The organism is Comamonas sp. B21-038 (assembly GCF_022387135.1).
GTDB classification, from domain to species: Bacteria; Pseudomonadota; Gammaproteobacteria; order Burkholderiales; family Burkholderiaceae_C; genus Comamonas; species Comamonas sediminis.
Genome location: NZ_CP092462.1, coordinates 4,608,980 through 4,626,607, shown reverse-complemented (window position 1 = coordinate 4,626,607; position 17,628 = coordinate 4,608,980). Strand labels below are relative to the sequence as shown.

The following is a 17,628-nucleotide window of genomic DNA, read 5'->3' as shown; positions in this document are numbered from 1 at the left end:
AGGCCACCCGGCCCTTCTGCACCACCCAAAAATTAGAAAGCTGACAGCGCCTGGGCACCCCAGGCGCGGTTTCCCCTCGCCCCATGCTCACCGCGCTGCCCTTTTTAGCCCTGATGACCAACGCCCTGATCTGGGGCACGATCTGGTGGCCGTTCCGCCAGCTGCAGGCCCTGGGGGTGCACCCAGTGCTGGGCACGGCCCTGGTCTACCTGATCCTGTTTTGCGGGCTGCTGCTGGTCAAGCCGGCGGCGGCGGCCATTGCCCGGCGCCACCCGCTGCTGCTGCTGCTGGCCTTCACCTCGGGCAGCACCAATGTGCTGTTCAACTGGGCTGCCACCACCGGCGATGTGGTGCGCGTGGTGCTGCTGTTCTATCTGATGCCCGCCTGGTCGGTGCTGCTGGCCTGGTACTTTCTGGGTGAAAAGCCCAACAAGTATTCGATACTGCGCCTGGTGCTGGCTTTCAGCGGCGTGCTGATCGTGATGATTCCGGCCGGCGCCACATGGCAGAGCCTGACGGCCAACCTCTCGCTGCCCGATGCGCTGGCGATTGTCGGCGGCTTCACCTTTGCCGGCACCAATGTGGTGTTGCGCAGCCAGTACCGCGTGCCGGGGGAGGCGCGCATGCTGGCCATGTTCTTTGGCGGCCTGGTCGCCGCCGGTGCCATGTCGGTGCTGGGCATCTCCCTGGGCCGCATGCCGGCCATGCCCGATATCGCCTGGAGCTGGCCGCTGATGGTGCTGGTCGTCGCCGTGCTGATCATGCTGAGCAACTGGACCTTGCAGTACGGTGCCTCGCGCCTGGCCGCCACCACGGCTGCAGTGGTGATGCTGTCCGAGGTGGTGTTTGCCAGCGCGTCCAATGTGCTGATCGAGGGCACGGTGCTCTCGGGCCGCCTGCTGCTGGGCGGCGCGCTGGTGCTGTCGGCCTCGCTGATCGCGGCGCTGGAGTCGCGACTGCCCTGAGTGGCGCTGAAGGCGGCTCACTGAAGGCAGGTTAGCGACTAAGATAGCCACCATGCCCGCAACCCCGCACACGATCCAGGACTTTGTTCTCCACGATGCCAGCGCGCAGCCGCTGCCGCTGTCGCGCTATGCCGGCCAGGTGGTGCTGGTGGTCAACACGGCCACGGCCTGCGGTTTCACGCCGCAGCTCAAGGGGCTGGAGGCCTTGCAGCAGCAGTATGGCGCCCAGGGCCTGCAGGTGCTGGGGGTGCCGTGCAACCAGTTTGGCGCGCAGGCATCGGGCAGCAATGCCGAGATTGCACAGTTTTGTGAGCTGAACTACCAGACCAGCTTTCCCAGCCTGGCCAAGGTGGAAGTGAACGGCCCGCACACCGACCCCTTGTTTGCCTGGCTCAAGGCGCAGGCGCCGGGCATCCTGGGTGGGCGGATTCTGTGGAACTTCACCAAGTTTCTGGTGGCGCGTGATGGCCGCACGGTGCAGCGCTTTGCACCGATGACCAAACCCGCCAAGCTGGCAGCGGCTATCGAAAAGGCCTTGGCTGCTTCTTAATTACCAAACGGCGCTCAGTCCATCAGCGCCGTCTCCAGCCCGGCGGCAATGCTGGCCAGGCCCGCAATCACACAGACCGCACCCCAGAACTTGCGCAGCCAGCGGCGCTTGGTGGTGCTTGTGGTGGTATTGGGCTTCATGGCGGTCTCCTTGCCAGGTCTCAGACGGTCAGTGTAAGCAGCGGCTGATCGGCGATCAAGCCAGGGCATAAAAAAAGCTGTCCACGCTCCTGGAGCGCGGGCAGCTTTTTGCTGGGCGGATGCCGGGTTTATTCAGCAGCAGCGCTGTCGTCGGCCTTGGCAGCGGCCGGCTCGGCCACCTCGTCCTCGTCCGCCGCTTCGGGGGCCGCAGGGGCCGCTGCAGGGCGTGCAGCAATCGCCTTGGTCTGGGCGGCGCGGTGCAGGTGGCGCTCGACCGCAGCCGGGTGCATGCCGTACATGTCGGCAAACTCGGCCACGCTCTTGCCGCTGGCAGCATGGGCGGTCGCCAGCGCCTCGGCCTTGGCGTCGAACTCGGCCACTTCCTGCATGGCAGCAGCGAGCATCGCCTGGGTTGCTTCATCCTTGACCTGGACCTTGGCCAGGAAGTCGTCGCGGCTCAGGTCCGATGCAATATAGGCCATGCCGATGCGGCGGCGCAGCTTGAGCTGCAGGTCTTCGCCGTCGCGCGGCTTGCGGCGGCGGAAGGACTCCACCAGCGCATGGAACACGTGCTCAGGCGCCATCGCCTCGACCACCTGGCCCTGCAGGTCATGGCGGGGCTGGCCCATTGCCACGGCGTTCAGGTAGCGGGTCGAACGGGTATGCAGGCCCAGGGCCACCTTCAGCTCGCTCTTCTCGAACGCGTCGGGGTGGGCGGCCATCAGGTCCTGGAACACACCGCGCTTGAGCGGCAGCGGCTGGTCACCAAACAGCGCCGGGTACAGACCTGCGAGCTTTTCCACCACCGGGTGGCGAGGGCGGGGAGGCGCCTTGGGCGCAGCGGGGGCTGCCTGGCCACCGTCACGGCGCGGGCCACGGCCACCAGCACCCTGGCCTTCGCGGCGTGCGCCATTGCCGGGCTTGTTGCTGCGGCGGGGGGCCTGGCCGCTGCGAGCGGGGCGCTCGCTGCGCGCCTGGCGCTGCACGGGTGCGGCATCTGCCTCGACCGGTGCAGGCGCAGCTGCCACTTCCAGCGCATGGCCCTTGGTGGCCGCACGCAGCGCATCGGCCATCGCCGAGTTCAGCACCGGCGCTGCGCCTGCAGGGCGCTCGCGGCGCTCCTGCTTGGGCTGGCGACGCGTATCACCGCCCGCTGCGGGCGCTGCCGCAGCTGGTGCCGGTGCGGAAGCATCAGAAGAGGTGGGGAGGGTCGGTTCGGTCATAAACAGAGGCTGGCACAGAAAAAAGTGCAGACCCGCCAAGAGCAGCTGCACCGGTAAAAAGCAAAACGCCCTGGATTACCCAAGGCAAGGCTGCAAGTATAACGAATCAAGCCCATCACCAAGTAAGCAGCTGCACACCGCAGCAGGGCTTTAACGGCGGGAGCGGCCAGGGTGCAGGGCGGCGTGGCGCGGCCACGCCAAGGCCTGCGGTAACGGCATCGCCGCTGGCACTGCCCATCGTCAATAGGTCCCCGGGTACTCGCCGCCGTCGATCAACCAGCTCTGCCCGGTCACATAGCCGGTGTGCCGCGATGCCAGGTAGGCGATCAGCGCGCCCACCTCCTCGGGCCGGCCAAAGCGGCCTGCCGGATTGGCGGCCTCGCGGCTCTGGCGCACCTGGGCGGGCGAGCGGCCGCTTTGCTGGGCGAGCTTGTCGATGTGGCGGGTCTGCGCATCGGTGTCGAACGCGCCGGGCAGCACATTGTTGATGGTGACGTTGTGGCGCACCGTCTGGCGCGCCAGCCCCGCCACAAAGCCGACCAGGCCCGAGCGCGCGCCGTTGGACAGCCCCAGCTCGGCATGCGCGGCCTTGACGCTGCGCGAAACGATATTGATGATGCGCCCGTAGCCGCGCTGCTGCATGCCATCGACCACGCGGCGCATCATGTCGATGGGGCCGACCATCATCATGTCCAGCGCCTCGTGCCAGGTCTCGTCGCTCCAGTCGCGGAAGTCGCCCGGCGGGTAGCCGTCGGAGTTGTTGACCAGAATGTCCGGCTGCGGGCAGGCGGCCAGCGCAGCTTCGCGTCCGGCCTTCCTCGTGATGTCGGCCACCACATAGCGCACGGGGCGGCCACACTCGGCCGACAAGGCCTGCGCCGCAGCCTGCAAGCTGCTTTCGGTGCGCGCGGCGATCACTACCTCCACCCCTTCGAGCGCCAGCTGGCGCGCCGCTGCATAGCCCATGCCCTTGCTGCCGCCCCAGACCAGCGCGGCCTTGCCCGTCAATCCCAGATCCATGGTGTTGTTCCTTAGCTCGGCTTAGTTTTGCTCACTGAGTTCGGCCACGGCGGCCGCTTCGTTCTGGAAGATGAAGCTGTCGCTGTAGATCTTGTCCAGCGCCGCCCCCGACAGGGCCATCAGCGCCTTGGCATCGGCAATCATATGGGGCGAGCCACACAGATAGATCGCATGCTCGGACAGGTCCTCGAAGTCCTCGGCAATGGCGTCCTGCACATAGCCGCGCCGGCCGGTCCAGCGATCGGACGGGCGCGAGAGCACCGGCACAAAAGTGAATTCATACAACTGCCCGGCCCAGGCCGCAATCTCATCGAGCAGGTACAGATCCGCCTCGCTGCGCATGCCCCAGTAGAAATGGATCGGCGGGCAATCCGCATCGCCCAGCAGCGATTCCAGGATCGCCTTGATCGGCGCAAAGCCGGTGCCGGTGGCGGCAAACACCATCGGCTGGTAGTCCTGCGCGCGGTAGTAAAAGCTGCCATGGGGCAGTTCCACCTCCAGCGTATCACCGACCGCCATCGTCGCCAGCAGGCCATCGGTAAAGCGCCCGCCGGCAATCTTGCGGATCTGCAGGCTGATGCGCCGGCCCTGCGGCGGCGTGGCCATCGAGAAGCTGCGGTGCTCGCCGCCGGGCAGGCAGATGTTCAGGTACTGGCCCGGCACATAGCGCAGGCCGTGGTCCTCGGGCAGATCCAGCGCCAGGTGGTAGATATCGGGCGTGTGCATGCGCAGCTCGGCCACGGTAGCCTGCACCCGGGTGGGTGCGGAGCTGTCCGGCCCCGCCGCGATGCTGATCACCAGATCGGACTGCGCCCGCGCCTGGCAGGCCAGCGCATAGCCCTGGGCATGTTCCTCGTCGCTCATGGCCAGCGGCAGCTCGCCATCGGCATAGGCAAACGCGCCCGCTTCCACCTTCATGCGGCAGGTGCCGCAGCCGCCAAAGGTACATTCATGGGGCAGCGGCACGCCCTGGCGCGTGGCGGCATCGAGCACCGACTCATCGGCACCCACGTCAAACGATTGCTGCGTCTGCAGCCACTGTACGCGGTAGTTCATCGCAGACCTCAGCTCGGTTGTCCCTGGCGCTTATTTCTTGATGTCGGCCTGCACCAGCACATCGGCTGCGGCGCCCAGGTGGTCTTTCAAGGCTTGCAAGGCGGCCACACCACAGGCGGTGTCCTGCTCGCCATTGCCGCCCGACAGGCCCACGCCGCCAATCACCTCGCCATTGACGACGATGGGGTAGCCGCCGACGAAGACCGCAAACTTGCCTTCGAAGCTCCACTGGATGCCAAAGGCCTCGTTGCCCGGCAGCGCCGGTCCATTGGGCAAGGTATTGAACAAGTGCGTGGAGCGCTTGTGCCCTGCAGCCGTGAAGGCCTTGTTCCAGGCGATCTGCGGGCCGGTGACACGGGCGCCATCCATGCGTTCGAGCACCAGCGGAAAGCCGCCCTCGTCGGTGATGCAGACCGTCTCGGTCACGCCGATTTCCTTGGCTTTGGCCAGCGCGGCCAGGGACATCACACGGGCTTCCGCCAGTTCCAGTTTCAGTGCGCTTTTCATCGTGTTTCCTCTTGCTGTCAGGGGTCAGATACCGCGGTAGACGGTCTTGATCTGGGTAAAGAATTCCAGGCCGGCGCGGCCCGATTCGCGGAAGGTGGAGGTGCTGGAGTTCTTCAGCCCGCCAAAGGGGGCGTTGACCAGGTTGCCGGTGGTCGTGCGGTTGATCTTGACGGTGCCCGCCTGGATCTCGTTGGTGAACACATGCATGTAGCGCGGGTTCATCGTGACGATGCTGGCCGACAGCCCGTACTGCGAGTCGTTGGCCTGGCGCAGCGCGTCGTCAAAATCGGCCACCTCGATGATCGCCAGTACCGGGCCGAAGATCTCTTCCTGCGCAATGCGCATGCCGTTCTTCACATCGGTGAACACCGCTGGCGACAGGTAGTAGCCATGGTCGAATTCGCCACCGGTCAGCCGCTCGCCGCCGCACAGCCAGCGCGCCTCGCTCTTGCCGATGTCGATATAGCGCTGCACGGTCTGCAGCTGCTTTTCGGTGGCCAGCGGGCCCAGGTCCATACCCGGGGCCATGCCGTTGCCGATCTTGAGCTGGGCCACGCGCGTCAGCAGCTTGTCGGTAAAGGCCGCCTTCACGCTGGGCACCACCAGGATGCGGCTGGTGCCGGTGCAGGCCTGGCCGGTCAGCGAGAAACCGCCCTTGATCGCCAGGTCCACCGCCAGGTTGAGGTCGGCGTCCTCCATCACGATCAGCGGGTTCTTGCCGCCCAGCTCCATCTGCAGCCGGGTCGAGAGGTGCACGGTGCGGTGGATCTGGGTGCCGGCCGTCGTCGAGCCGGTGAACGAAATCGCGCGGATGGCCTGCGAATTGGTGATCACCGGTCCCACCTCGCCCGCGCGGCCGGTGACGCAGTTGACCACGCCTGCGGGCACGCCCGCCTTCTCCAGCGCCTCGACCAGATGCAGCCCCGACAGCGGCGCATCCGACGAGGGCTTGAACACCACCGTGTTGCCGGTGATCAGCGCAGGCGCCAGCTTGCGCGCCGGGATGGAGGCGGGAAAGTTCCAGGGCGAGATCACCGTCACCACGCCCAGCGGCTCGCGGTGGCTGAACACATGCAGGTTGGCATCGTCCTGCGGGTAGGTCTCGCCGCCCAAGGTCTGGCCTTCGGTGGCATAGAAACGAAAGGTTTGCGCGCTGCGCAGAAACTCGTCGCGCGCCTGGCTCAGCTGCTTGCCCTCCTCACGGGTCAGCTCCTGCGCAAACTGCTCCACGTTCTGCTCCAGATAACTGGCCGCGTCGTTGAGGATCTTGGCGCGCTTGCCAATGGGCAGCTTGCGCCAGCCATCAAAGGCTTTTTGCGCCGCCTGCACGGCCGCCTCGGCATCGGCCGGGCCTGACGCCTGAAAACGCCCCACCACATCACGGGTATCGGCGGGGTTGAGGTTGTCAAAGGTGCTGCCGAGCAGGCAAGGCACCCAGGCGCCGTCGATATAGTTCAGAAACGTTTGCACGGTGTCAGCCATGGTGGAGAGGGTCTTGGAGAGGTGGAGGTCAGTCACAGCGGCGGCCGCCAGCGGCCCGCCGCTGCGCGGGGCAAGTGGGGGTCGGCAACGCTCAGGCAGCCAGCAGCTCTTCCTGCGAGATCTGCAGGTCCTTGGCGACGTAGTCGTGGTAGAGCGCCGTCGTGTAGAGCAGGCGCATCTGGGCACCGATCTCGCAGATGCGCAGGCACTTGGCTTGCAGCTCGGGCGTGTTGGCATGCTCCAGCACGATCTGGTAGCCGCGCTCGCCATGGATTTCGTCAGAGACGATGTGCAGGTCAAAGAACTCGACCTCTTCATCGGTAAAGCCGTACTTGTCACGCAGGGTGGGTGTCTGCTTGCGGTAGATCGATGGCACCTGCGACTCCAGGCCCACGACCAGACCGGCCACCGCGACCACCGGGTCTTCGCGCATCGCAATCGAATAGCACCAGGCCTGCAGGCCACGCGTGGTGGGCGACATGTTGTTGGGGTCCACCACGCGCTCACGCGTCGTGCCGCAGGCCTCGGCAAAGCGGATCAGCAGATCGGTATGGCGGTCGCCACCAATCTCTTCCTCATACATATTGGCCAGCAGGAAGTCCTTGGCCTCCGTCATATGGTCCGGCGTGCGGGCATACAGATAGGCCAGGTAATCGGCAAACGGGCCCACATAGTGGTAGTGGTTCTCGGCCCAGCGCGCCAGGTGCTCACGGCTCAGGCGGCCGGTTGCCCAGGCCACGCTGAAAGGGGCCTTGTTGGCGCTTTTGCCCTTGATCGCATTCTCAAGCGCAGCGCGGAATTCGTCGCGGTTCATCAGTGTTTGGGTCATGGCGGGTTCCTCTGAAATGTTGGGGTGTCGCCAAGTCAAACCGATCCAAGCGACGGAGTTAGAATACTGTATACAGAAAACATGGTCAATGTTTTCGCATCCAACTCGCCCTAGTGCTTACCCCTATCGCTGGTGAATTTCAAAGTCTTCGATCGTCACCTAACAGTCACAAGCCATTGATATTCATTCATCCGCAAGTGCCAGAGCCCAGCCAAAATTCCCCCTGCATCACGTTATCCCTAATACATTCACAACATCCATTTGTATACAGTATACGCAATTGCAATGCGGAGGATGCCATGCCCCAGATCACCTTTCACAAGAACGGCCAGACCTTCCACGGCGAGGTCAAGAGCGGCGCCAACCTGGTCGTGCGCGCGGGGATCAAGCAGTTCCCCTTCCCCCACCTGGCCTACCAATGCGGCATGGGCAAGTGCGCAACCTGCGCCTGCAAGGTGCTGGCCGGGGCCGAGCACCTGCCGGCGCCGAACTGGAAGGAAAAGAAGCAGCTGGGCGCCCACCTGGACGAGGGCTTTCGCCTGGTCTGCCAGCTCTGGCCGGAGCACGACCTAGAGCTGGCGCAAGTGCCGCTGCCGGCCGCCCCTGCCAGCAATACCCACCCCGCAGGCACAGCGCCCGCCACCCCTGCTGCCTGAGGAATGCCCATGTTTGTGATCTTGACCAGCAAGCCCGGCCAGTACCGCACACAAGCCAATGCCGACATTGCGCTGTGCGAAGCCTGGGATTACCACTTCTGCGGCCGCCTGCTGGCCCGCTTTGCGGTGGGCGAGTTGCTGCGCGAAACCAAGGTGCAGGTGATCGAGGATGGCCCCGGCGGCACCACCAACCTGGTGCCTTCCAAGTTTCTGGAGCGCTTTGACTCGCTGGAGCAAGCCCGCCAGGAGCTGCAGCACCTGTGCCAGTTCGGCGCGCTCGATGCCACGCTGACCACAGCCCCCCTCACCTCTGTGCCCGCCGCCTGATTGCCCCGTATGCCCACCATCACCTTTGTCAGCAACGACAACAAGACCGTCGAAGCCCCGGAAAACAGCAACCTGCTGCGCGTATCGCTGCGCGAGAAAGGCGGCATCCCCTTCAAATGCGGCGGTGGCCTGTGCGGCACCTGCAAATGCCGCATTGAAGAAGGCCTGGCCCACACCGATGCGATCAAGGCCAAGGAGCGCAAGCATTTCAGCGATGAAGAGTTTGCGCAGGGGCACCGCCTGGCCTGCCAGACCTTTGTCAACGGCGACATCAAGGTCAGCTGGGTGCCCCGGCCATGAGCGCATGGACGGCGATGGCCGAGCACCTCTCCTGGGGCCGCTACCTGGCCATGGGGCTGATGGTGCTCGCCGGTGCCGCCATGCAGGGCGTCGGCGGCCTGGGCTATGCGATGTTCTGCGCGCCGCTGGCGGCGATCTTCTTCCCCGAGCTGGTGCCCGGCCCGCTGCTGGCCGTGGGTGCGCCGCTGGCCCTGCTGGCTTACCTGCGTGAGCGCGATGCCCTCAACCGCCAGGTCGCTGCCGCCACCTTGGTGGGCCGGGTCATCGGCACCTTTGCGGCCGCCGGGCTGCTGGTGCTGTTCAGCGCCCATGCGCTGTCGGTTCTGTTTGCGGTGCTGATCCTGGCCGCCGTCAGCCTCAGCACCCTGGGCTGGCGCGTGCAGCCCAGCACCACCAACCTGTCGATTGCCGGTGTGGCCAGCGGCATCATGGGCACCATCACCGCCGCGGGCGGCCCGCCGTTTGCGATTGCGATGCAGCACCTGGCGCCGGCGACGATGCGCTCCACGCTGGGCGTGGTCTTTTTTGCCGGCACCATCGTCTCGCTCACAGCGCTTGCCTGGGTGGGGCGCATGGGCAGCGGCCAATGGCTGCTCAGCCTGGTGCTGCTGCCCTGGATGCTGGGCGGCTTTCTGGTCTCCAACCGCCTGGCCCGCCATGTCTCCAAGGCCACCATCCGCCGCTGGCTGCTGGGCACTGCCGCCGTCAGCGCCTGCATCATCCTGCTGCGCGTCTGGCTCTGATTCTCACCCTCACCCACCCTACACACCATGCTGCACATCACCGATGCCATGGTGGACACCCTGGTGTCCACCGACCAAGCCCTGCAGGCCATGCACCGCGCCTTTGCCGCCTTTGGCGCGGGCGAAGCAGCGATGCAGGCGCGCGAGCGCACCGATGCCGGGGGCGTCAAGCTCTCCACGCTGGGAGCCGTCATCCCCGCGCAAGGGGTGACTGGCGCCAAGGTCTACACCACCATTGCCGGCCAGTTCAACTTTGTCATCCTGCTGTTCTCGACCGAGACCGGCGCGCCGCTGGCCACCCTCGATGCCAATGCGATCACGCGCCTGCGCACCGCCGCGACCACGGTGCTGGTGGCCCAGCATCTGGCGCCTGCCAATGCGCGCCATCTGTTCCTGTGCGGCGCCGGCGTGCAAGGCCTCGCCCATGCGCAGCAGATGGTGCAGCACTTCGGGCTGCAGCGCATCGATGTGTTCGACCCCTATGCGCCCAGCGGCCTGGAGGCACGTTTGGCGCAGCTGACCGGTCTGCCCGAAGCGCAGATCCGCCGCGTGGCGCACACCCAGGGCGTCGGCGAGGCCGACATCATCGTCACCGCCTCGCGCGCCAAGGAGCCGCTGTTCAACGGGGAACATGTCGCCCCCCATGCACTGGTCGCTGCGATTGGCTCCAGCCTGCCCCACACCCGCGAGCTCGACGATGCCTTGCTGGCGCGTGCGCAGCTGATTGCCGTGGAATGGAAAAAACAGGCGACCAGCGAAGCGGGCGACCTGGTGCTGGCGGACCCGGGCTTGTCGCTGGCGGGCAAGCTGGTGGAGCTGGGCGATATCGTCAGCGGCCGCTATGCCGTCAGCGCGCAGCCGGCCATCCGGCTGTACAAGGCCGTGGGCGTGGGTTTGGAAGATATTGCGCTGGCGGGTGTGGCTTACCAGAACTACCTGGCCAGCCAATCGTAAACGCGGAACTCAGGGCTCGATGCCGGCCGCGTTGTAGATATGGCGCGCGGCCAGCAGGCCGGCCAGTTCCGGATCGCCCTTGATCACCGCGCGCAGGATGGCGGCATGCTCTTCCCAGTTCTGGGGCGCACGCGCCTGGCTGCGGGGCGCAAACAGCACTTCGGTGCGGTCACGCAGGGACAGCATCACCTCTTGCAGCACGGAGTTGGCGGCGATCTTGCCCAGCGCCAGGTGGAACTTCTGGTTCAGCACGGCCAGCACATCGGCATCGCCCGAATGGGCGTTCTTGGTGCCCTCGGCCAGCAAGGCCTCCAGCGCGGCAATCTGCTCGGGGTCATGGCGCTTGGCGGCCAGGCGCGCATTGAGCGCCTCCAGGGTGGCGCGCACCTCGACCAGCTCGCGCAGCAGGTCGCCATGGAACTTGGCCACCGAGGCACCACGCCGGGGCTCGATGATCACCAGGCCACTGGCAGCCAGCTGGCGCAGGGCCTCGCGCACAGGCATGCGCGAGACCGAAAACTCCTCGGACAGACGCTCCTCCACCAGCCGCTCCCCCGAGGCGAGTTCGCCAGACATGATCTTCTCGCGCAAGGCCTCCACCAGCTGCTGGGTCAGCGGCGAGTGGTTCAGTGCAGGTTTTTTGTCTCCGTTGGCAATGGGCATGAAAGTCGGTCCGTTCGGTACGTTGCAAGCCCCGGGTTGCGGCATCGGCTGCCATGCTCCCCCAGGGTCGCACCCAGTTTACATGCCCGGCAAGGGTTTGCAGCGCCTTCGCCGTGCCTTGTATACAGAAATCGGCGTTCAGCGCTGGGTGCGGCGGATCTCCGCCAGCGAGCGCGTGTCCTGCATCGCCTGCGCCCAGAGACGGCCCGGCTCCAGCTCAGCGAGGCGCTTGGCCTGCCAGCGCACAAAGGCATTTTCGATGGCCGAGAGCCAGCCCAGTGACGCGGGCAACAAGGCCTGGCGGGGCTCGCGCAGGTTCAGCAGATCGGTTTGCTGGGCAGCAATGGCTTGGGAAGCAGTGTTCTTCATCGGATAGCTCCTGGATGACCTAGTAATTACCCTAGTGTATCCAGTGTACAAATCCATGTCCTTGATCTGGGTTCATAACCATGCGCTATCCAAGCCTTTGATACGGCTTGCAAATACAGGCAAAAACAGCATTCCCCCAGCGCTGTGAACCTTGTTCATCCAAAGCCATCACCTCGAATTCCTTCAGAGGATTTTTCTTTTTTGTATACGAAAACTAACTTATTGGCTATTTAACCCGGGTTTATCGCATGCTGCGACGCAATATTTCTGGTATTCCCTGATGATTTTTTGATTCATTGTATTTAGTATACAAATTGGCTGTATCAACATACCAAGGAGTAGCCACGATGGATCCGTCAGTCTCTATAGGCCCCGCGCACTGGGCCTACCTCGCCGGGGTGCTGGTCATCATCTTGACCATGGCCTTCCGTGCCAATGTGGTGGTGCCATCGATACTGGCCACCGTCGTCGTGGCCCTCGCCTGGAGCGGCAGCTTCATCACCGGCATTGGAAGCATATTCAGTGCCAGCATGGTGGCCGCCAAGGAGTTGTTCAACATCTTTCTGATCATTGCGCTGATGACGGCCTTGCTCAATGCGCTCAAGGACCTGGGCTCGGACATCCGCATGGTCAAGCCCTTTCGCGCGGTGATGAAAAACGGCCACATGGCCTATTTCATCCTGGCGCTGGTCACCTACCTGATCTCGCTGTTCTTCTGGCCCACGCCTGCGGTGCCACTGGTGGCGGCCGTGCTGCTGCCGGCAGCGATTGCAGCGGGCCTGCCGCCCATCGCAGGAGCGATGGCCATCGCGATTGCCGGTCAGGGCATGGCGCTGTCGTCGGACTATGTGATTGGCGTGGCACCAGGCATCAGCGCCAAGGCCGCCGGCGGCATCAGCGCTGTGGCGGTGGCGGACAAGGCACTGCTGCTGTCCTGGGTGGTCGGCATGATTGCGCTGTTCCTGTCGTACTTCAAGGTGCGCAAGCTCATCGTGCCCAGTGACAACGCGCTGCTGGAGCGCTGGGAACTCAACCCCGCCGGCATCAGCGCGCAGATCGAGGGCGCTGGCGCCTTTGACAAGGCCGAGATTGCCAAGGGCACGGCCCACGAAAACGACCTGGGCACCAACTCCGAGCTGGAAGCCGAGTTGCGCAAGACCCAACCGCTGGCCTCGGCCTCCAGGCTGTTTGCCGTGGTCACGCCATTGGCCTTTCTGGTGGTGATTCTGGTGATGGTGGCGCCCAAGTTCACCACCAGCGTGCCCGAGCTCAAGGGCGGCGACGCGGCCATGCTGATCGGCGGCGTGGCTGCGCTGCTGATGATCTGGGCCACTACGGCAGCGCGCGGCTTTCGCAAGATGCTCGACGGCGCGGCGGACCACATCACCGATGGCTTCGTCTTCGCGTTCAAGGCCATGGGCGCGGTGCTGCCAATTGCCGGCTTCTTCTTCATCGGCTCGCATGAGACCGCCGGTCCCATCCTGGGCATTGCCGCCGGCCAGCCGGTGCCCGATCTGCTGTTCGAGCTGGTCAAGGCCAGCCAGCACCTGATTCCCGACAGCCAGCTGCTGGTGTCCTTTGGTGTGCTGCTGATGGGCATGATCACCGGCATTGACGGTTCGGGCTTTGCCGGCCTGCCGCTGACCGGCACCTTGTCCGGCGCGCTGGGCCCGGCCTCCGGCATGGATGTGTCGGCACTGGCTGCGCTGGGCCAGATGGGCGCGGTATGGACCGGCGGTGGCACCCTGATTGCGTGGTCCTCGCTGATCGCGGTGGCAGGCTTTGCGCGGGTGAATGTGCTGGAGCTGGCCCGCGCGCTGCTGATTCCGGTGGTGCTGGGCCTGCTGGCGGCCGTTTTCACCGCCGTCGCACTCTGGGGTGGTTGAGATGGTGCCGCAGCACCGCCAGGACGAGCCAGGCGCAGCAGGCGTACTGGGCCGGGGCGCGATGGTGGCCACCGGCCACCCGCTGGCTGCGGCGGCCGCGCAGGCCCAGCTGCAGCAAGGCGGCTCGGCCGTCGATGCCGCGATTGCTGCCGATGCGGTGCTGGGCGTCGTCGAGCCGATGGCCACCGGTGTGGGCGGCGACCTGCTGGCAATGCTGGTGCCGCCCGGCCAGGCACCGCTGGCCTACAACGGCACCGGGCGTGCGCCGCAGGCTTTGACAGCCGATCTGGTCGAGGCCCTGCCCCAACGCCGCATCCCCGAGCGCCATCCGCTGTCGGTCACCACGCCCGGCGTGGTGCAAGGCTGGTGGGATCTGCACCAGCGCTTTGGCCAACGCCCGTGGGCGCAGCTGTTCGATGCGGCCGTGCAGGCCGCCAGCCAGGGCTTTGCGGTGGCCCCGGTCGCTGCACGTGAATGGGCGCTGTTCCAACCGGTGATAGCCCGCGATGCCGCCAGCGCCGCGCTGTACCGCGCCGATGCGCCGCCCCGTGCGGGCGAGCACTTTGACAACCCCGCTCTGGGCCGCCTGCTGCAGGCCGTAGCTGCGCAGGGGCCGCAGGCCTTCTATGCCGGCGCCATTCCCGCTGCCTGCGCCGCTGCGGTGCAGGCAGCCGGCGGCGTGTTGGCCGCTGCAGATTTCAGCGCCCACCAGGGCAACTTCTGCACGCCGGTGAGCACCTCGTTTCGCGGCGCCACCATCTACGAATGCCCGCCCAATACCCATGGCGTGGCCGTGCTCCATGCACTGGCCGCCATGCAGGACCAGGCCATCGATATGGCCAGCGCGGCCACCCAGGTCGCGCTGGTGCAGGCAATGGAGGCAGCGATGGCCCATGCCCAGCAGACCGTGGCCGACCCGGCCGGCAATACCGTCTGCACCACCGTGGTGGATGGCGACGGCCTGGCCATCAGCCTGATGAGCAGCGTGTTCAAGCGCTTTGGCTCGGGCATTGGTGTGGCCGAGGGCGGCTTTGTGCTGCAGAACCGGGGCCATGGTTTTTCGCAGCCCGGCCATATCAACGGACCGGCGCCGGGCAAACGCCCCTACCACACGGTAGTGCCGGGCGCTGCCACGCGCGATGGCCAATTCCTCGGCGTGTTTGGCGTGGTGGGCGGCGCGATGCAACCCCAAGGCCAGGTGCAGCTGCTGTGCCGCATGCTGGCCGGCGGCGAGGCGCCGCAGCCCGCCATGAACCAGCCGCGCTGGCGCCTGGAAGGCGGCCGCGTGCTGGCGGTGGAGGCAGGCATGCCGCCTGCGATTACCGCTGCGCTGCGGGCCCAGGGCTACCGCGAGCCGAGCGGCGAAGGTGAGCTGGGCGGGCGCAGCGACTTTGGTGGCGCGCAGTGCATCTGGCGCCTGGCCGATGGCCAGCTCTGCGGCGCATCCGACCACCGCAAGGACGGCCTGGCGCTGGCCGTCTGAGCCGCTTCAGCGCGGGGCCTTGGCAGGCGCCAGCGCGTCGTCGATCACCTCGATCCAGTGGCGCACCGGCACATCGGTGCCCGACTGCAGATGCGAGATGCAGCCGATATTGGCCGACAGGATCGCGGCGGGTGGCGCATCGCTGCAGGCCTGGTTCAGGGTGCCGATCTTGCGGTCGCGCAGCTGGTGCGCAATCTCGGGCTGCAGCAGCGAATAGGTGCCGGCCGAGCCGCAGCACAGGTGCGATTCCACGCGCGAGACGCGGATGTCAAAACCCAGGCGGCGCAGGCTGGTCTCCACCCCGCCGCGCAGCTTCTGGCCATGCTGCAAGGTGCAGGGCGGGTGGTAGGCCAATGGGGCCTCGGGCAGGTTCAGCTGGCCCTGCAGGCGCTGCTCCAGCTCGGGCAGCATGTCGGGCAGCAGCTCGCACAAGTCACGCGCCAGCGCAGCAATCGCAGCGGCCCGTGCGGCATAGGCCGGGTCATGGCGCAGCAGATGGCCGTAGTCCTTCACCATCACGCCGCAACCCGAGGCCGTGGTCACAATGGCCTCGACCTGCTGGCTCTCGACATGCGGCCACCAGGCATCGATATTGGCGCGCGCCTGGGCCAGCGCGCCCTGCGGGTCGCTCAGGTGCTGCTGCACTGCGCCGCAGCAGGCGGCGGCTGGCGTCACCAAGGTCTGGATGCCCACGGCATCGAGCACCCGCGCAGCGGCCGCATTGATATTGGGCAGCATCACCGGCTGCACGCAGCCGGCCAGCATCAGCACCTTGCGCGCATGGCTGCGTGTGGGCCACTTGCCGGCACGCGGTACGCGCGCCAGCTTGGCCTTGAGCGCTGCCGGCAGCACCGGGCGGGCCAGCCGCCCCAGCGCCAGCGCCGGTCCAAAGGCCTTGGACACCATGCCCTTGCGCAGCGCCCAGCGCTGCAGGCGCTCGGCCGCCGGGCGCTCCACCTTCTGGTCGACCATGTGGCGGCCAATGTCGAGCAGCTTGCCGTACTGCACGCCGCTGGGGCAGGTCGATTCGCAGTTGCGGCAGGTCAGGCAGCGGTCCAGGTGGGTCTGGGTCTTGCGGGTGGGCTCCTGCCCTTCGAGCACCTGCTTGATCAGGTAGATGCGGCCGCGCGGGCCGTCGAGCTCATCGCCCAGCAGCTGGTAGGTGGGGCAGGTGGCGGTGCAAAAGCCGCAATGCACGCACTTGCGCAGAATGGCCTCGGCCTCCTGGCCTTCGGGGGTGTCTTTGAATTCGGGGGCTAATTGGGTTTGCATGGTGCAGGGGTGCCTCGATTAGCTGAGCTCAGCTTAGCTCAACGCCCAGTCGCCCAGGCGGCCGGGATTGAAGATGCCATGGGGGTCGAACGCCTGCTTGAGCCGCTGCTGCACCTGGCGCAGCGCGGGCGAGGCGGGCGTGAAACCAAAATCATCGGATGCGGCCAGGCCCACCTGGGGGCCGGGCCGGAAACACACGGCGCTGCCGCCCACACTGGCGGCCAGCGCCTGCAAGGCCTGGGCATGCTGCATGGGGGCCTGTACCCAGCGCAGTGCGCCGCCCCATTCCATCAGCGGCTGCAGGCCTGCTTCGGTGCAGGGCAGCACCGGCGTGGTGGCCGGCAGCGACAGGCGCCACAGCGCATGGCTCGGGTCCATAGCGCTGAACCAGGGCAGTTGCTGCTCGCGGCAGGCCAGCCAGGCGGCATCTGCCTGGCCGTGGTCCAGCATCGTGCCACCCATGCCATCCAGGGCCGACTGCACCGCCGCGACCGCACCGCGCAGCCGCACCAGCAGATGGCCTTGCTCGCCCTCGCCGGATTGCTGCCACAGGCTGGCATTGATGGGCAGCGGCTTGGCGCGCCAGGCCGAGAGTTTGTCCAGCGCCTGCTGCGCTGTGCATTCGTAGTACAGGGTGGCCTGCGCGCGCTGCATCGGCAGCACCTTGAGGCTGATGTCGGTCAGCAGGCCCAGGGTGCCCCAGGCACCGGCCATCAGGCGCGACACGTCATAGCCCGCGACGTTCTTCATCACCTGGCCGCCAAAGCGCAGCAGCTCGCCCTGGCCATTGATCAGCTCCAGGCCCAGGATGTAGTCGCGCACGGCGCCGACTGCTGCCCGCGAGGGGCCGGACAGGCCCGCCGCCACCATGCCGCCGACCGTGGCGCCGGGGCCAAAATGCGGCGGGTCAAAAGCCAGGCACTGGCCGCATTCGGCCAAGCTCTGCTCCAGCGCCGCCAGCGGCGTGCCGGACCGCACGGTCACGACCAGCTCACTGGGCTCGTAGCTGATGATGCCGCTATAGCTGCGAGTATCGAACACCTCGCCGCCCAGGCGTGCACCATAAAAATCCTTGCTGCCACCGCCCCGGATGCGCAGCGGCGTCTTGTGGGCATGGGCGGATCGAACGCGCTCCTGCCAGTCGAGCACGGTGGGGGGAAGAGAGGCAGCCACAGCTTGGTCCATGGCGCCATGGTAGCGACA

At 66.3% G+C, this 17,628-nt stretch carries 20 protein-coding genes; 9 read left to right on the top strand and 11 right to left on the bottom strand.

Annotated elements, in window-relative coordinates; genetic code table 11:
* Positions 1-113: 113 nt before the first annotated feature.
* Together MJ205_RS20970 and MJ205_RS20965 are read left to right on the top strand one after the other, a co-directional pair.
* Positions 114-965: a DMT family transporter gene (locus MJ205_RS20970; protein WP_342395168.1), complete on the top strand. Its 852-nt coding sequence runs from the start codon at positions 114-116 to the stop codon at positions 963-965.
* Between the two features lie 52 nt (positions 966-1,017).
* The gene (locus tag MJ205_RS20965) at positions 1,018-1,515 is read left to right on the top strand and encodes a glutathione peroxidase (protein WP_230773494.1); all 498 of its coding nucleotides are present in this window, start codon (positions 1,018-1,020) and stop codon (positions 1,513-1,515) included.
* A 14-nt stretch (positions 1,516-1,529) separates the two neighbouring features.
* Here the strand turns inward: MJ205_RS20965 and MJ205_RS23710 are convergent, their stop codons facing one another.
* From MJ205_RS23710 to MJ205_RS20935, 7 genes are all read right to left on the bottom strand, one after another.
* Complete coding sequence (locus MJ205_RS23710) at positions 1,530-1,655, bottom strand: hypothetical protein (RefSeq protein ID WP_256460947.1); 126 nt, start codon at positions 1,653-1,655, stop codon at positions 1,530-1,532.
* 128 nt (positions 1,656-1,783) lie between these two features.
* Positions 1,784-2,878 carry a ProQ/FINO family protein gene (locus tag MJ205_RS20960; protein WP_312526003.1) on the bottom strand — a complete coding sequence of 365 codons (1,095 nt, stop codon included), beginning with the start codon at positions 2,876-2,878 and terminating at the stop codon, positions 1,784-1,786.
* Positions 2,879-3,118: 240 nt separating this feature from the next.
* Positions 3,119-3,898, bottom strand: a complete 780-nt coding sequence (locus tag MJ205_RS20955; protein WP_239810214.1) for an SDR family oxidoreductase — start codon at positions 3,896-3,898, stop codon at positions 3,119-3,121.
* A gap of 21 nt (positions 3,899-3,919) precedes the next feature.
* Positions 3,920-4,954 carry a 2Fe-2S iron-sulfur cluster-binding protein gene (locus tag MJ205_RS20950; RefSeq protein WP_239810213.1) on the bottom strand — a complete coding sequence of 345 codons (1,035 nt, stop codon included), beginning with the start codon at positions 4,952-4,954 and terminating at the stop codon, positions 3,920-3,922.
* 30 nt (positions 4,955-4,984) lie between these two features.
* Entirely contained in the window at positions 4,985-5,461 is a 477-nt protein-coding gene (locus MJ205_RS20945; RefSeq protein WP_133857535.1) for a GlcG/HbpS family heme-binding protein, read from the bottom strand.
* Positions 5,462-5,485: 24 nt separating this feature from the next.
* Positions 5,486-6,943, bottom strand: coding sequence for an aldehyde dehydrogenase family protein (locus MJ205_RS20940; protein ID WP_239810212.1), 1,458 nt, complete (start codon positions 6,941-6,943; stop codon positions 5,486-5,488).
* A gap of 91 nt (positions 6,944-7,034) precedes the next feature.
* Positions 7,035-7,772, bottom strand: a complete 738-nt coding sequence (locus tag MJ205_RS20935) for a TenA family transcriptional regulator (protein ID WP_230773500.1) — start codon at positions 7,770-7,772, stop codon at positions 7,035-7,037.
* Positions 7,773-8,071: 299 nt separating this feature from the next.
* Here MJ205_RS20935 and MJ205_RS20930 point away from each other — a divergent pair, with 299 nt between their 5' ends.
* Genes MJ205_RS20930 through MJ205_RS20910 form a run of 5 tightly spaced genes read left to right on the top strand, consistent with a single transcriptional unit; the run spans position 8,072 to position 10,752 of the window.
* A complete protein-coding gene (locus tag MJ205_RS20930) occupies positions 8,072-8,428 on the top strand; it encodes a 2Fe-2S iron-sulfur cluster-binding protein (RefSeq protein WP_239810211.1) in 357 nt (118 codons plus the stop codon).
* Positions 8,429-8,437: 9 nt separating this feature from the next.
* Positions 8,438-8,755, top strand: coding sequence for a ferredoxin (locus MJ205_RS20925; RefSeq protein ID WP_239810210.1), 318 nt, complete (start codon positions 8,438-8,440; stop codon positions 8,753-8,755).
* A 9-nt stretch (positions 8,756-8,764) separates the two neighbouring features.
* Positions 8,765-9,055, top strand: a complete 291-nt coding sequence (locus MJ205_RS20920) for a 2Fe-2S iron-sulfur cluster-binding protein (protein ID WP_133857530.1) — start codon at positions 8,765-8,767, stop codon at positions 9,053-9,055.
* Complete coding sequence (locus MJ205_RS20915) at positions 9,052-9,798, top strand: sulfite exporter TauE/SafE family protein (protein WP_239810209.1); 747 nt, start codon at positions 9,052-9,054, stop codon at positions 9,796-9,798. Before MJ205_RS20920 ends, MJ205_RS20915 begins: the two co-directional genes overlap by 4 nt.
* Before the next feature lie 27 nt (positions 9,799-9,825).
* Positions 9,826-10,752: an ornithine cyclodeaminase family protein gene (locus MJ205_RS20910; RefSeq protein WP_239810208.1), complete on the top strand. Its 927-nt coding sequence runs from the start codon at positions 9,826-9,828 to the stop codon at positions 10,750-10,752.
* Positions 10,753-10,761: 9 nt separating this feature from the next.
* On the opposite strand, the gene MJ205_RS20905 is transcribed toward MJ205_RS20910, so the two are convergent.
* A complete protein-coding gene (locus tag MJ205_RS20905) occupies positions 10,762-11,415 on the bottom strand; it encodes a GntR family transcriptional regulator (RefSeq protein WP_239810207.1) in 654 nt (217 codons plus the stop codon).
* A 138-nt stretch (positions 11,416-11,553) separates the two neighbouring features.
* On the bottom strand, positions 11,554-11,784 hold the full coding sequence (locus tag MJ205_RS20900; protein ID WP_239810206.1) for a hypothetical protein: 231 nt from the start codon (positions 11,782-11,784) through the stop codon (positions 11,554-11,556).
* 347 nt (positions 11,785-12,131) lie between these two features.
* Here MJ205_RS20900 and MJ205_RS20895 point away from each other — a divergent pair, with 347 nt between their 5' ends.
* Positions 12,132-13,670: a hypothetical protein gene (locus MJ205_RS20895; RefSeq protein ID WP_239810205.1), complete on the top strand. Its 1,539-nt coding sequence runs from the start codon at positions 12,132-12,134 to the stop codon at positions 13,668-13,670.
* A gap of 1 nt (position 13,671) precedes the next feature.
* Complete coding sequence (locus MJ205_RS20890) at positions 13,672-15,153, top strand: gamma-glutamyltransferase family protein (RefSeq protein ID WP_239810204.1); 1,482 nt, start codon at positions 13,672-13,674, stop codon at positions 15,151-15,153.
* 6 nt (positions 15,154-15,159) lie between these two features.
* On the opposite strand, the gene glcF is transcribed toward MJ205_RS20890, so the two are convergent.
* Both glcF and glcE read right to left on the bottom strand, forming a co-directional pair.
* The gene (gene glcF / locus MJ205_RS20885; RefSeq protein ID WP_239810203.1) at positions 15,160-16,425 is read right to left on the bottom strand and encodes a glycolate oxidase subunit GlcF; all 1,266 of its coding nucleotides are present in this window, start codon (positions 16,423-16,425) and stop codon (positions 15,160-15,162) included.
* Between the two features lie 33 nt (positions 16,426-16,458).
* Positions 16,459-17,610: a glycolate oxidase subunit GlcE gene (gene glcE, locus MJ205_RS20880; RefSeq protein WP_239810202.1), complete on the bottom strand. Its 1,152-nt coding sequence runs from the start codon at positions 17,608-17,610 to the stop codon at positions 16,459-16,461.
* Between the last annotated feature and the right edge of the window lie 18 nt (positions 17,611-17,628).

Bases quoted from the DNA above. Each gene is read 5' to 3' on its own strand.
- MJ205_RS20970 (WP_342395168.1), top strand. From the start codon at position 114: ATGACCAACGCCCTGATCTGGGGCACGATCTGGTGGCCGTTCCGCCAG.
- MJ205_RS20965 (WP_230773494.1), top strand. From the start codon at position 1,018: ATGCCCGCAACCCCGCACACGATCCAGGACTTTGTTCTCCACGATGCC.
- MJ205_RS23710 (WP_256460947.1), bottom strand. From the start codon at position 1,655: ATGAAGCCCAATACCACCACAAGCACCACCAAGCGCCGCTGGCTGCGC.
- MJ205_RS20960 (WP_312526003.1), bottom strand. From the start codon at position 2,878: ATGACCGAACCGACCCTCCCCACCTCTTCTGATGCTTCCGCACCGGCA.
- MJ205_RS20955 (WP_239810214.1), bottom strand. From the start codon at position 3,898: ATGGATCTGGGATTGACGGGCAAGGCCGCGCTGGTCTGGGGCGGCAGC.
- MJ205_RS20950 (WP_239810213.1), bottom strand. From the start codon at position 4,954: ATGAACTACCGCGTACAGTGGCTGCAGACGCAGCAATCGTTTGACGTG.
- MJ205_RS20945 (WP_133857535.1), bottom strand. From the start codon at position 5,461: ATGAAAAGCGCACTGAAACTGGAACTGGCGGAAGCCCGTGTGATGTCC.
- MJ205_RS20940 (WP_239810212.1), bottom strand. From the start codon at position 6,943: ATGGCTGACACCGTGCAAACGTTTCTGAACTATATCGACGGCGCCTGG.
- MJ205_RS20935 (WP_230773500.1), bottom strand. From the start codon at position 7,772: ATGACCCAAACACTGATGAACCGCGACGAATTCCGCGCTGCGCTTGAG.
- MJ205_RS20930 (WP_239810211.1), top strand. From the start codon at position 8,072: ATGCCCCAGATCACCTTTCACAAGAACGGCCAGACCTTCCACGGCGAG.
- MJ205_RS20925 (WP_239810210.1), top strand. From the start codon at position 8,438: ATGTTTGTGATCTTGACCAGCAAGCCCGGCCAGTACCGCACACAAGCC.
- MJ205_RS20920 (WP_133857530.1), top strand. From the start codon at position 8,765: ATGCCCACCATCACCTTTGTCAGCAACGACAACAAGACCGTCGAAGCC.
- MJ205_RS20915 (WP_239810209.1), top strand. From the start codon at position 9,052: ATGAGCGCATGGACGGCGATGGCCGAGCACCTCTCCTGGGGCCGCTAC.
- MJ205_RS20910 (WP_239810208.1), top strand. From the start codon at position 9,826: ATGCTGCACATCACCGATGCCATGGTGGACACCCTGGTGTCCACCGAC.
- MJ205_RS20905 (WP_239810207.1), bottom strand. From the start codon at position 11,415: ATGCCCATTGCCAACGGAGACAAAAAACCTGCACTGAACCACTCGCCG.
- MJ205_RS20900 (WP_239810206.1), bottom strand. From the start codon at position 11,784: ATGAAGAACACTGCTTCCCAAGCCATTGCTGCCCAGCAAACCGATCTG.
- MJ205_RS20895 (WP_239810205.1), top strand. From the start codon at position 12,132: ATGGATCCGTCAGTCTCTATAGGCCCCGCGCACTGGGCCTACCTCGCC.
- MJ205_RS20890 (WP_239810204.1), top strand. From the start codon at position 13,672: ATGGTGCCGCAGCACCGCCAGGACGAGCCAGGCGCAGCAGGCGTACTG.
- glcF (WP_239810203.1), bottom strand. From the start codon at position 16,425: ATGCAAACCCAATTAGCCCCCGAATTCAAAGACACCCCCGAAGGCCAG.
- glcE (WP_239810202.1), bottom strand. From the start codon at position 17,610: ATGGACCAAGCTGTGGCTGCCTCTCTTCCCCCCACCGTGCTCGACTGG.